Here is a 12,432-nt window from a genome sequence, read left to right as displayed (position 1 = left end):
GCGGTGCCCGCGGTTGACCACCCGATCACCCGCCGCGGCCCGGGCCTGCGGGCGCGGCTGACGCTACTGGCAACCGCGCTGGTCGCCGCGGTCAGCGCGGTGCTGCTGTGGCTGGGCTGGTTGCTGGTCGGCAACGTCGTGGCCGCGGTCCCGCAACTGCCTCCCGGGACGCTGGTGCGGGTGCGCGGCGTGGACGTGCCCGCCGAACTGCTGGGCGAGGCGCTGCGCACCTCGGCGCGGCACCAGGTGCTGGTGGTCGGCGGCTTCGCCTTCGTCGCCGTCGTGGCCGCGGCGGTCCTGCTGGCGTGGACGGTGGCGGGACGCGTGTTGCGCCCCCTGCACGACGTGACCGAGACGGCGCGGCGGTTGTCCGCGGAGTCGCTGGACGAGCGCATCGCGTTGACCGGACCGCGCGACGAGGTCGCCGAACTCGCCGACACCTTCGACGCGATGCTGGACCGGCTGCAGGCGGCCTTCGACTCGCAGCGGCGCTTCGTCGCCAACGCCAGCCACGAACTGCGCACACCGCTGTCGGTGATCCGCACCGAACTCGACGTCACGCTGTCCGATCCGGACGCCGACGAGGCGGAGCTGCGTCGGATGGCCGACGTGGTGCGCGAAGCCACCGCCCGCGCGGAGCGGCTGGTGGAGGCGCTGTTGCTGCTGGCGCGGACCGAAGGCGTCGAGCTGGCGGTGCGGGAGCCGGTGGACCTCACCGAGGTCGTCGGGCGCGCGTGGCGCGCGGTGCAGGCGGAGGCGTCGCAACGTGGGTTGCGCGTCACGACCTGCGAGGAACCGGCTTTCGCGGTCGGCGATCCCGCGCTGCTGGAGCGGGTGGCGGGCAACCTGCTGGAGAACGCCGTGCGGCACAACGTGGACGGCGGCTGGGTGGAGATCCGCACCGGCGGCGGTCCACAGTGGACGACGCTGCGGGTGGCCTCCTCGGGCCAGCGGATCCACCTCCAGCAGGTGGCGGGCCTGTTCGAGCCGTTCCGCCGGGCGGGAGTGCAGCGCACGGCGCGCAGTGGCGCGGGACTGGGCCTGTCGATCGTGAAGGCGGCGACCCTGGCCCACCACGGCCGGGTCCACGCCGAACCCCTCCCGGAAGGCGGCCTGGCGGTCACGGTCCAGCTCCCGGCGGCGCCGTGACCAGGATGACATGGAGAACGTTGTCGTTCGAGGCTCCGGTCATGGGTGAGGTGTCGGTCCGTCAACTGAACCAGGAGACGTCGAGTGTCCTGACCGGAGTCAAGCAAGGCGAGAAACAGTCGCGCAGCCAGGGGCCTGACGTGCGGTGGGGCCGGGGTGTGGTGCCCCGGCCCCGTGGTGCGCGTCGGCGGATCAGGCGGGGACGCAAGCCACGCCCGGGGCCAGGAAGCGTTTGCCGTTGACCTTCTCCGAGATGCCCGCCCGGTCCAGGTACGGCGTGATGCCGCCCAGCCAGAACGGCCAGCCCGCGCCGAGGATCATGCACAGGTCGATGTCCTGCGCCTCGGCCACCACGCCCTCGTCGAGCATGATCCGGATCTCCTCGGCCAGCGCGGTGAGCGCCCGTTCGCGCACCTGCTCGGCCGTCGAGGGCTGGTCGCCCTGCTGCCACAGCGCGGCGACCTCGGGGTCCACCACCTTCCCGCCCGCCGTGCGACCGCCGCCCTCCGTGGAGGCTGTTCCGCTGGACTCGTCGGTGATCCACACCGCGGTCTTGCCCGCGTCGACGAACCGCTGCATGTTGTCGCTGAGCTGGAACCGGTCCGGGTAGGCCGCGTGCATCGTCTCGTTGACGTGCTGGGCGACCGCCGGGCCGACCAGCTGCAGCAGCTCCATCGGTGTCATCGGCAGGCCCAGCGGCTCCAGCGCGGTGTCGGCCACCTCGAACGGGGTGCCCTCGTCGATGGTGGCGATGACCTCGCCCATGAACCGGGTCAGCAGCCGGTTCACCACGAACGCCGGGGCGTCCTTGACCAGCACGCAGGACTTCTTCAGCTGCTTGCCGACCCTGAACGCGGTGGCCAGCGCGGCGTCGTCGGTCTGCTCCCCGCGCACCACCTCCAGCAGCGGCAGCACCGCGACCGGGTTGAAGAAGTGGAAGCCGACGACCCGCTCCGGGTGCCGCAGCTTCGACGCCATCTCGGTGATCGACAGCGACGAGGTGTTGGTCGCCAGGATCGCCTCGGGTGCGACGTGCTGCTCCAGCTCGGCGAACACCTGCTGCTTGACCGACATCTCCTCGAAGACAGCCTCGATGACGAAGTCGGCGTCGGCGAACGCCTTCTTGTCCAGCGAGCCGGTGACCAGGCCCTTGAGCCGGTTGACCGCGTCCGGCGACAGCCGGCCCTTGGCCGCGAGCTTGTCGATCTCGCCGTGGATGTAACCGATACCCCGGTCGATGCGCTCCTGGTCGATGTCGGTGATCACCACCGGCACCTGCAGGCGGCGCACGAACAGCAGCGCCAACTGCCCGGCCATCAGGCCCGCCCCGACCACGCCGACCTTGGTGACGTCCCGGGCCAGCGACCTGTCCGGGGCCCCGGCGGGCCGCTTGGCGCGCTTCTGGGTGAGGTCGAACGAGTACAGCCCGGCGCGCAGCTCGTCGGACATCAGCGCGTCGGCCAGCGCCTCGGTTTCCGCGGCGTACCCGGCGTCGAGATCGTTGCGGCGGGCCAGGTCGATCAGCTCCACGGCCTTGGTCACCGCCGGGGAGGCGCCGTGGGTGCGGGCCTCGACGATGCTCTTCGCGCGGGCCACCGCGTCGTCCCAGCCCGTGCCGCGGTCGATCTCCGGTCGGGTCACGGCCTGCTCGTCGTTGACCACCCGCACCGCCCAGCGGATCGACTCCTCCAGGAAGTCGGGGCTGTCCAGCAGCTCGTCGACGATGCCCAGCTGGTGGGCCTTCTTCGGGTTGAGCATGCGGTTCTGGCTGAGCGCGTTCTCGATGATGACGGTGACCGCGGCGTCCGGGCCGATCAGGTTCGGCAGCAGCTGGGTGCCGCCCCAACCGGGGAACAGGCCGAGGAAGCACTCCGGGAACGCGATCATGCCCGCGTTCGCCGAGACGGTCCGGTAGTGGCAGGACAGCGCCAGCTCCAGGCCACCGCCGAGCGCCGCGCCGTTGACGAACGCGAACGTCGGGATCGTCGACTCGGTGAGGCGGCGGAACACGTCGTGTCCGGTCTTGGCGATCAGCTGCGCGTGCTCGCGCTCGGTGATCCGCCCGATGCCGGACAGGTCCGCGCCGACGGCGAACACGAACGGCTTGCCGGTGACCGCGATCGCCGCGGGCTCGGCGGCGAACGCCTCATCCAGCGCGGCGTCCAGACTGGCCAGCCCGCCCGGCCCGAAGGTGGACGGCCGGGTGTGGTCGTGACCGTTGTCGATCGTGATCAGCGCGAGCCTGCCGGACAGACCCGGGACGTCGACGAGCCTGGTGAACGCCTTGGTCACCACCTCGTCCGGGAACAGCGCCGCGAAGTCAGTCACTGCTCGCCTCCTGCGTTGTAGTTCGGGTTCTCCCAGATGACCGTGCCGCCCATGCCGAAGCCGATGCACATGGTGGTGATGCCGTAGCGGACCTCGGGGTGCTCGGCGAAGTGCCGGGACAGCTGGGTCATCAGCCGCACACCGGAGGAGGCCAGCGGGTGACCGCAGGCGATCGCACCGCCCCACGGGTTGACCCGCGGGTCGTCGTCGGCGATGCCGAAGTGCTCCAGGAACGCCAGCACCTGAACGGCGAACGCCTCGTTGATCTCGATCAGGCCGATGTCGTCGATGGTCAGCCCAGCACGCCGGAGCGCCTTCTCGGTGGCCGGGACCGGGCCGACGCCCATCACCTCCGGCTCCACGCCGGCGAAGGCGTAGCCGACCAGCCGCATCCCGACGGGCAGGCCCAGCTCGGCGGCGGTGTCGGCGTCGGCGAGGAGGCAGCCGGTGGCGCCGTCGTTGAGACCCGCGGCGTTGCCCGGGGTGACCCGGCCGTGCGGGCGGAACGGCGTCTTCAGCCCGGCCAGCACCTCCACGGTGGTGCCCGGGCGCGGCGGCTCGTCGGTGGTGGCCAGGCCCCAGCCCTGCTCGGACCGGGTGGCCACCGGCACCAGATCGGGGGTGATCTTGCCGGCGCGCAGCGCCGCGTCGTAGCGCTGCTGGCTCAGGGCGGCGTACGCGTCGGCCCGCTCCTTGGTCAGCGTCGGGTACCGGTCGTGCAGGTTCTCCGCGGTGGAGCCCATGATCAGCGCTGAGGTGTCGACGATCTTGTCGGAGACGTAGCGCGGGTTGGGGTCGACGCCCTCGCCCATCGGGTGGTTGCCCATGTGCTCGACGCCGCCGGCGATGGCCACGTCGTAGGCACCGAAGGCGATGCCGCTGGACACGGTGGTCACCGCGGTCATGGCGCCGGCGCACATCCGGTCGATAGCGAAGCCGGGCACCGACTTGGGCAGCCCGGCCAGCAGCGCGGCGCTGCGGCCGATGGTCATGCCCTGGTCGCCGATCTGGGTGGTGGCGGCGATGGCGACCTCGTCGATGCGTTCCGCCGGGAGTTCCGGGTGCCGGCGCAGCAGTTCCCGGATGACCTTGACGACCAGGTCGTCGGCGCGGGTCTGGGCGTACAGGCCCTGGGAACCGGCCTTGCCGAACGGCGTGCGTACGCCGTCGACGAAGACCACGTCCCGAACCGCTGGGCGACTGCGGCTGTCGGCGGGTGCCGACGCAGGTGCGGCCACGGCGTGCTCCTCACTGGCTTGGTGGATGGTGCCCGGCCGGATCGCGCAGACCATCATCACTTACCGGCCGGTAACCGCACTCTAGCGCCTATTACCGGCCGGTAACCACACGCCCACCCCTGTCGGGTGCCTCACAACCCGGAAGTGCCCCGTCGCCCCTCACCCGGTCGGCGATGTCACGGCTGCGGCGTCGCGTGCAGGGCGGCGCTGAGCGCGTCGGCGGTGAGGGCGATCTGCCACTCGCGGGCGCCCTTGTCACGCAGCAGCTGCGCCACCCCGGCCGGACTGCGGTCCTCCGGCGGAGTCCAGCAGGTGCGCCGCACCAGGTCCGGCAGCAGCAGGTTCTCCACCGGCAGGTTGTTGCGCTCGGCGATGTCCGACAGCGCCGCCCGCGCCTGCGACAGCCGCGCCGCCGCCTCCGGGTCGCGATCGGCCCACCGGTTCGGCGGCGGCGGACCGTCGTTGGGCAGGGACGGGGCGGGCAGCTCCTCGTTGGCGAGCCGCCGCGCCGCCCGAAGCGCCTGCAACCACATCGAGGCCCGCCGCCGCTGCTGGCGCCCGCCGAAGACGGGGAGCGCGACCAGCTCCGCCTCGGTCTTGGGATTCGCCTGCGCGGCCTGCACGATCGACGAGTCCGGCAGGACCCGCCCGGGAGCCAGGTCGCGATCGCGGGCGAAGGTGTCCCGCGCCTGCCACAGGGCGCGGACCGCGGCGAGCTGCCGTGGGTTGCGGACCCGGTGGATGCCGGAGGTGCGGCGCCACGGCTCAGCGCGCGGGGGTGCCGGCTCGGCGGTGCGCACCGCCTCGAACTCCTCGTGGGCCCAGTCCAGCTTGCCCTGGCGCCGCAGCTCGTCCTGCATCGCGTCCCGCAGCGCGATCAGCAGCTCCACGTCCAGCGCGGCGTAGACCAGCCAGTCCTTGGGCAGCGGTCGGCGGGACCAGTCGGCGGCGCTGTGGCCCTTCTCCAACCGGTAACCGAGCATGCGCTCCACCAGGGCACCCAGTGACACCCGGTCGAAACCGGCGAGCCGACCGGCCAGCTCGGTGTCGAACAGCCGGGCCGGGCGCAGGTCGAGCTCCGCCAGGCACGGCAGGTCCTGCGACGCCGCGTGCAGCACCCACTCGGCGTCGGCGAGGGCAGGGACCAGCGGCCCCAGGTCGCCGCCCAGCGCGATGGGGTCCACCAACACGGTGCCCGCGCCTTCCCGGCGGAGTTGCACCAGGTAGGCGCGTTGCGAGTAGCGATAACCCGACGCTCTCTCGGTGTCCACCGCGACCGGGCCGGTGCCCGCCGCCAGTGCGGTCGCGGCGGCGTTCAACGCAGCCGGGGTGTCGACCACCGGCGGCACGCCGTCCGCGGGTTCGGTCAACAACACCGGCTCCGGGCGGTCGGACCCGACGGTCTCGGGGGTTGCAGCTTCCACGGCTAACAGACCTTACGTGCTTCAGGCCGCGCCGTGGGGCCACTCCACCCGAGCTCGTCGGGCCGACCGCGCCGGTGCAGTGCTGTCAGCGCCCGGTCAGCGGATCACGCCGGCCCGCATGGCCAGCGCAACCATCTGCGCCCGGTCGCCGGTGCCCAGCTTGCGGCCGATCCGCGACAGGTGGCTCTTCACCGTGAGCGCGGACAGGTTCAGGGCCTCGCCGATCTCCTTGTTGGAGCGGCCGTCGGCCACCAGCTGGAGCACCTCCACCTCGCGCCCGGACAGCTCCCGGGGCGTGTTGTCCGTGCCCGGTACGCGGGTGCCGGCGGCGAGCACCGGCGCCACGCTCGGGTCGGCGTACACACCGCCGTCGAGCACCCGGCGCACCCCGTCGGTGACCACCATCGGTGAGGCCGACTTCAGCAGGTACGCCTGCGCACCTGCCTGGAAGGCGGCCCGGACCGCGTAGGGGTCATCGGACGAGGCGAGCACCACGATCCGCGGCCAGCCCTGGCTCCGGAGTTCCGTCACCAGTTCGATGCCGGTCCCGTCCGGGAGCCCGAGATCGAGGATCGCGAGGTCGCACGGACCGGTCGCCAGGGCGCGAGCCCTGGCCTCGGCCATCGATGCGGCCTCGTGCACCGTGCCGGCGCCCATCTGCAACAGCCGGGCGGCGATCGCCTCCCGGAGCAGCGGATGGTCGTCCACCACGAGCACCGTGAACAGCTCTTCCCGCGGGTGCGGGACCATGTTGGCTGGCAACGCGCCAGCAGGCGTGGTTCGAGCGGCCTGACCTAAGCCGACGGCAGCCACGTCACTACCTCCCTGGAGTCGGTCGTGCCCCCCGACCGGCACCGGGACTCTCGACCAATCAGCCGCGCCACTGATCGACCGAAAGTGGTGTCGTCGGAGGCAGCGTAACCGCCCAAGCGGGTCAGCGGGACGATCAATCGGGTATGTATCCCGATCGAGTTGTTACCTGAACATGATCGCATCGCTCTTTCGGGTGACTGTGAGCGATCTCAGTAACGCCGCAGCGTGGCAAACCGACGTAGTATGGACGCGGATCGTGAAAAGTTTGCACGATCAACCGCGTGGGCGGCGTGAATGATCTTCGCAAACGGAAACGCTGCTCGGCGTGTCGCACCCCGCGCGTCGCGGTGTTGCGCCTGCGCACCGGCGGCCGCTGAGTGGTCAGCTGCAGTGCCGGGTACCGCTCGGGCGACCGCCGAGCACCGACACGCCCTCCGGCGGCAGGCCCGCCGCGCTTGCCATCAACTCGTGGAATGCCGCCGCGTGCGGTCCGAGCCGGGGGTCGGTGGCCGTCCACGACCCCCGCAGCTCCAGGTCGTGGCTGCGGCTCGGGCCCGCGATGTCGCCGAAGCGGGCCGAGGACGTCAGCGTGACCGTGCCGCCCAGCGCCGTCCACGACGCCCCGCAACTCTCCAGCGCGTCGGTCAGCCACGACCAGCCCACCGCGGGCAGCAGCGGGTCGCTCGCCAGCTCCGGGTCCAGCTCGGCCCGCAGGTACACCACGAGCCGCAGCACGCCGTCCCACGCCTCCTGGCCCTCCGGGTCGTACAGCAGGACCAGTCGGGCGGTGGCCAGCTCCCCGGCGGGGCCGTTCGCCTCCGCGGCCATCGCGTGCGCCCACGGCGCGAGCCGCTTGGGCGGTCCCACCTCGCTCAGCTCGATCTCCGCCCGCGGGCGGGACGACGTCAACGCGGCAACTGCCTGCCGGAATATTTCGGGCGCCGCCGACATCTCCGTCACGGCGCCGACTGTATGCGGCGGAGCACGGGCGGTGGCGGAGGCACGCCGAGCGAGGGACGACACCGACGCCGCGCGAGCGCCTCCGGGCGCCGTGCGAAGATTGCCGTGCAAGCCCGGTCCGACCCGCGGCCGCCGCGGTGTCCCGGGACACGGATCGACGTACGGACACCGACCTCGATGACGAACTCCGCACCGGTCTCGGCCCGCCGGGACCTCGCCGACGCCCCCCTGCTGGTCGCCGCCCGCGGCGGCACCCCACGGCACACCCCGATCTGGTTCATGCGGCAGGCGGGGCGTTCGCTCCCCGAGTACCGCCGGGTCCGCGAGGGCGTGCCGATGCTGCAGGCGTGCCTCACCCCGGAACTGGTCAGTGAGATCACCCTGCAACCCGTGCGTCGCCACGGCGTGGACGCGGCCATTCTGTTCAGCGACATCGTGCTGCCGCTGTACGCGGCGGGCATCGGGCTGGACATCGTCGCGGGCACCGGGCCGGTGGTGTCCGAGCCGGTGCGCACCGCCTCCGACGTGGCCGCGCTGCCGCAGCTGGACCCGGCGCAGGTCGCCCCGGTCGGCGACGCGGTGTCGCTGCTGGTCCGCGAGCTGGGGGAGACGCCGCTCATCGGTTTCGCCGGGGCCCCGTTCACGCTGGCGTCGTACCTGGTGGAGGGCGGTCCGAGCCGCAACCACGAGCGCACCAAGGCGGTGATGCACTCCGACCCGGCGACCTGGCACGCGCTGCTGGAGCGGCTCGCCGAGACCACCCTGGCGTTCCTGCGGGTGCAGCTGGACGCCGGGGTGGACGCGATCCAGCTCTTCGACTCCTGGGTGGGGGCGCTGTCGCTGCGCGACTACCGCGAGTTCGTGCTGCCGCACACCCGGCGGATCTTCGCCGGGGTCGCCGAGGTCGCGGACGTGCCGAAGATCCACTTCGGGGTGGGCACCGGGGAACTGCTCGGCGCGATGCGCTCGGCCGGTGCCGACGTGGTCGGCGTCGACTGGCGGGTGCCGCTCGACGAGGCGGCGGCCCGGTTGCGCGCGGCCGAGCCGGACTGGGGTCCGCCGGTCGTGCAGGGCAACCTCGACCCGGCGGTGCTGTTCGCGGGGTGGGACGTGGTGGAGCGCGAGGTGCGTCGCGTCCTCGCCGAGGGCAAGGCCGCCGGCGGGCACATCTTCAACCTCGGCCACGGAGTGCTGCCCACCACCGAACCCGAGGTGCTGACGCGGGTCGTCGAGCTGGTGCGCGACGCGAGCAAGCAGCGGTGATGGCACCCCGGGTCGCAGTCATCGGAGGCGGGATCGCCGGGCTCGCCGCCGCCCACCGGTTGCGGCGCGAGCTCGGGGACTCGGCCACGATCGTGCTGGTGGAGCAGAGCGACCGGCTCGGCGGGAAGTTGCGCACCGTCGAGCTGGCGGGCTGCCGCTACGACGTCGGGGCAGAGGCATTCCTCGCCCGGCGGCCCGAGGTACTGGAGCTGGCGTCCGAACTCGACGTGCGCGCTGACATCGTGCACCCCGGCGCGGTGTCCGCGACCGTGCACGCGGGCGGGCGGACACGGCGGCTGCCCGGCGGCACCGTGATGGGCGTGCCCGCCTCGGCCGAGTCCGTCCGCGACGTGCTCTCCCCGGCCGGGGCGGCGGCGGTGCGCGCCGAACCGGATCTGCCGCCGGTGCAGCTCGGAGCGGCCGACGTCTCGGTCGGCGAGCTGCTGCGTGCCCGGGTGGGCGACGAGGTGGTGGACCGGTTGGTTGAGCCGCTGCTCGGCGGTGTCTACGCGGGCGACGCGAACCGCCTGGGCCTGCGGGCCACCATGCCCGCGCTGGCCGCGGCCCTGGACGCGGGAGCGAAGTCGATCACCGCTGCGGCCGCCTCGGCGCTGCCGCCGCCGGCGCCCGCCGACGCGAAGAAACCACCGGTGTTCGGCGCGTTCCGCACCGGGTACCGGGAACTCGTCGACCGTCTGTTGATCGGCGCGGGGGCCGAGGTGCGGCTCGGACTGCCGGTGCGCGCGCTGGCCCGCACCGGTACGGGCTGGCGGCTGGAGATCGGCCCCATGACGGCCCCGGAGTTCCTGGAGGTCGACGCGGTGGTTCTGGCGGTGCCCGCACCGGCCGCACGGCGGCTGCTCGCCGACGTGGTGCCCACCGCCGCCGCGAAGCTCGGCGAGGTGGAGCTGGCGTCCATGATCGTCGTCGGCCTCGCCATGCCGCCGGGCACCCGGCTGCCCGCCGCGTCCGGCGTGCTGATCGCGCGCGGCGAACGCCACGCCGACGGAACCCCGTTCACCGCCAAGGCTTTCACCTTCTCCAGCACCAAGTGGCCGCACCTGCGCGGCGCCGGGGGAGAGGTGCTGCTGCGCGGCTCGGTCGGCCGGTTCGGGGAATCCGCGGACCTGCGGCTGGACGACGACGAGGTGCTTCGCCGGGTCCGGGCCGACCTGGCCGAGCTGACCGGGGTGACCGCCGAGCCCGTCGACTCGGTGGTGGTCCGCTGGGGCGGCGGGCTGCCGCAGTACGGCGTGGGGCACCTCGACCTCGTCGCCGACGTGGAGCGGGCGGTCGCCGAGGTCCCGGGCCTGGCGATCGCGGGCGCGGTGCTGCACGGCGTCGGGGTTCCGGCGTGCGTGGCCACCGGGGTGGCCGCCGCGACCGACGTCACGCGGGACCTACTCCCGGACGCCGGCCGCGGGGTGGGACGATGAGGCCATGGCGCGGCTGAACTACAACGAGCTGAACAACACCATCCGCTACACGATGTGGTCGGTCTTCCGGATCGAGCAGGGCACGCTGCCCGAGGACCGGGACAAGGCCGCGCGGCAGACCCAGGAGTACCTGGACTCCCTGGCGGAGTCCGGGGTTGTGGTCCGCGGCGTGTACGACGTGTCGGGTCTGCGGGCGGACGCGGACTTCATGATCTGGTGGCACGCCGAGCAGATCGAGCAGGTGCAGGCCGCCTACACCGGGTTCCGCCGCGAGACCACGCTGGGGCAGTCGTCCGAGCCGGTGTGGAGCAACGTGGCGCTGCACCGTCCCGCGGAGTTCAACAAGAGCCACATCCCGGCTTTCCTGGCCGGTGAGGAGCCGAGGAAGTACATCTGCGTCTACCCGTTCGTCCGCTCCTACGAGTGGTACCTGCTGCCGGACGACGAGCGTCGCCAGATGCTGGCCGACCACGGCAGGGAGGCACGCGACTACCCGGACGTCCGGGCGAACACGGTCGCGTCGTTCGCACTCGGCGACTACGAGTGGATCCTGGCCTTCGAGGCCGACGAGCTGCACCGGATCGTGGACCTGATGCGCCACCTGCGTGGCACGGAGGCCCGGCTGCACGTCCGCAAGGAGATCCCGTTCTTCACCGGCCACCGGGTCGACGTGGCGGATCTGGTCACCCGCCTGCCCTGACCGGCCCACGCACGCCGCGGCGCGACCTCGGCAAGGTCGCGCCGCGACCGCGTTCCGGGCCTCACTCGGCCGGGACGAGCCGGACCGCGATGGAGTTGATGCAGTAGCGCTGGTCGGTGGGCGTGGGGTAACCCTCGCCCTCGAAGACGTGCCCCAGGTGGCCGTGGCAGGTCGCGCACAGCACCTCGGTGCGGACCATGCCCAGCGAGCGGTCCTCCCGCAGGATCACCGCATCCGTGCTGGCCGGGTCGTAGAACGACGGCCAGCCGCAGTGCGACTCGAACTTCGTCTCGCTGCGGAACAGCTCCGCCCCGCAACCCCGGCACTCGTAGACGCCGACGGTCCTGGTGTCGACGTACTCGCCCCGCCACGGTGGTTCCGTGGCGGCCTCCCGCAGCACGGCGTACTCCTCCGGGGTGAGCTGCGCACGCCATTCCTGTTCGCTCTTGGTGACCTTCGGTGCGACCGGATCCATGTCTCCACGCTAATCGGTGCCGGGATCACCCGCACCGGTGCTCGCCGTCGGATCGCGCATGCTCGGTGGGAACCGACAGGTTCAGCCGAGGAAGGTGGCGAACACGAAGGACACCGCGTTCCAGACCGTGAACAGCACGCCCAGCAGGATCAGCAGCACCACGCCGACCGCCACGACCCGGCGGTGACCGTCGGTGCGGTTCACGCTCTGCGCAAAGTCGTCCACGCCGCGCAACATGCCCTCGACGGTGGCCTCCGAGTTGGGCCGCCGCATGCGGTCCCGGTGCGCCGCGAACTCCTGGACCTCCGGGTCGTCCGGGTCGAGCCCGTCCAGGTCGTCGCGGAAGCGGCCGGTCTCCTCGTCGGGTTCGCCGCGCTCCACCGCCCCACCGTAGCGCCTCCCGCACCCCTCCTCGTGGCCGTGGACTTCCGGCCGCCTGGGTGCCGGTGATCAGCAGGACAGTGCGCGGCGGTTCGCCGACCATGGAGATGCTCATCTCACCCGATCGGCCCAATGTGCGTGTGCATCTCGCATCTGGTTACGCATTGCAATGCGGACATGTGACCAGTTCAACTCGTCTGACGACGCTGGTTCGCCCGGGCAGCGGTATTCCGGTTGCTCCGGCGGGGAGCACCATCGCAACTGC

At 72.4% G+C, this 12,432-nt stretch carries 11 protein-coding genes; 4 read left to right on the top strand and 7 right to left on the bottom strand.

What is annotated here, in order from left to right; translation table 11 throughout:
- The first annotated feature begins 3 nt into the window (after window positions 1–3).
- Entirely contained in the window at window positions 4–1,149 is a 1,146-nt protein-coding gene (locus tag IEY17_RS18575; protein WP_229680289.1) for a sensor histidine kinase, read from the top strand.
- 192 nt (window positions 1,150–1,341) lie between these two features.
- On the opposite strand, the gene IEY17_RS18570 is transcribed toward IEY17_RS18575, so the two are convergent.
- From IEY17_RS18570 to IEY17_RS18550, 5 genes are all read right to left on the bottom strand, one after another.
- Complete coding sequence (locus tag IEY17_RS18570; RefSeq protein WP_188989487.1) at window positions 1,342–3,477, bottom strand: 3-hydroxyacyl-CoA dehydrogenase NAD-binding domain-containing protein; 2,136 nt, start codon at window positions 3,475–3,477, stop codon at window positions 1,342–1,344.
- Window positions 3,474–4,715: a thiolase family protein gene (locus tag IEY17_RS18565; RefSeq protein WP_188989485.1), complete on the bottom strand. Its 1,242-nt coding sequence runs from the start codon at window positions 4,713–4,715 to the stop codon at window positions 3,474–3,476. The genes IEY17_RS18570 and IEY17_RS18565 overlap by 4 nt, the downstream gene beginning before the upstream one ends.
- Window positions 4,716–4,891: 176 nt before the next feature.
- Window positions 4,892–6,139, bottom strand: a complete 1,248-nt coding sequence (locus IEY17_RS18560; protein ID WP_188989483.1) for a ribonuclease D — start codon at window positions 6,137–6,139, stop codon at window positions 4,892–4,894.
- A 96-nt stretch (window positions 6,140–6,235) separates the two neighbouring features.
- A complete protein-coding gene (locus IEY17_RS18555; protein WP_093264979.1) occupies window positions 6,236–6,952 on the bottom strand; it encodes a response regulator in 717 nt (238 codons plus the stop codon).
- Between the two features lie 381 nt (window positions 6,953–7,333).
- Window positions 7,334–7,912: a DUF3000 domain-containing protein gene (locus tag IEY17_RS18550; protein ID WP_188989481.1), complete on the bottom strand. Its 579-nt coding sequence runs from the start codon at window positions 7,910–7,912 to the stop codon at window positions 7,334–7,336.
- A gap of 177 nt (window positions 7,913–8,089) precedes the next feature.
- Between IEY17_RS18550 and hemE the strand changes: the two genes are divergently transcribed.
- Genes hemE through hemQ form a run of 3 tightly spaced genes read left to right on the top strand, consistent with a single transcriptional unit; the run spans window position 8,090 to window position 11,311 of the window.
- A complete protein-coding gene (gene hemE, locus IEY17_RS18545; RefSeq protein ID WP_188989479.1) occupies window positions 8,090–9,175 on the top strand; it encodes a uroporphyrinogen decarboxylase in 1,086 nt (361 codons plus the stop codon).
- Window positions 9,175–10,611: a protoporphyrinogen oxidase gene (hemG, locus tag IEY17_RS18540; RefSeq protein ID WP_188989477.1), complete on the top strand. Its 1,437-nt coding sequence runs from the start codon at window positions 9,175–9,177 to the stop codon at window positions 10,609–10,611. The genes hemE and hemG overlap by 1 nt, the downstream gene beginning before the upstream one ends.
- A 4-nt stretch (window positions 10,612–10,615) precedes the next feature.
- Window positions 10,616–11,311: a hydrogen peroxide-dependent heme synthase gene (hemQ, locus tag IEY17_RS18535; protein ID WP_188989475.1), complete on the top strand. Its 696-nt coding sequence runs from the start codon at window positions 10,616–10,618 to the stop codon at window positions 11,309–11,311.
- A 61-nt stretch (window positions 11,312–11,372) separates the two neighbouring features.
- Here hemQ and msrB read toward each other — a convergent pair whose 3' ends face one another.
- Both msrB and IEY17_RS18525 read right to left on the bottom strand, forming a co-directional pair.
- A complete protein-coding gene (gene msrB / locus IEY17_RS18530; protein WP_188989473.1) occupies window positions 11,373–11,786 on the bottom strand; it encodes a peptide-methionine (R)-S-oxide reductase MsrB in 414 nt (137 codons plus the stop codon).
- A gap of 81 nt (window positions 11,787–11,867) precedes the next feature.
- Window positions 11,868–12,167, bottom strand: a complete 300-nt coding sequence (locus tag IEY17_RS18525; RefSeq protein WP_188989471.1) for a hypothetical protein — start codon at window positions 12,165–12,167, stop codon at window positions 11,868–11,870.
- Window positions 12,168–12,432 lie beyond the last annotated feature (265 nt).

Source organism: Saccharopolyspora thermophila (assembly GCF_014646075.1).
GTDB lineage: Bacteria > Actinomycetota > Actinomycetes > Mycobacteriales > Pseudonocardiaceae > Saccharopolyspora > Saccharopolyspora thermophila.
This window is presented reverse-complemented; position numbering and strand designations above follow the sequence as displayed.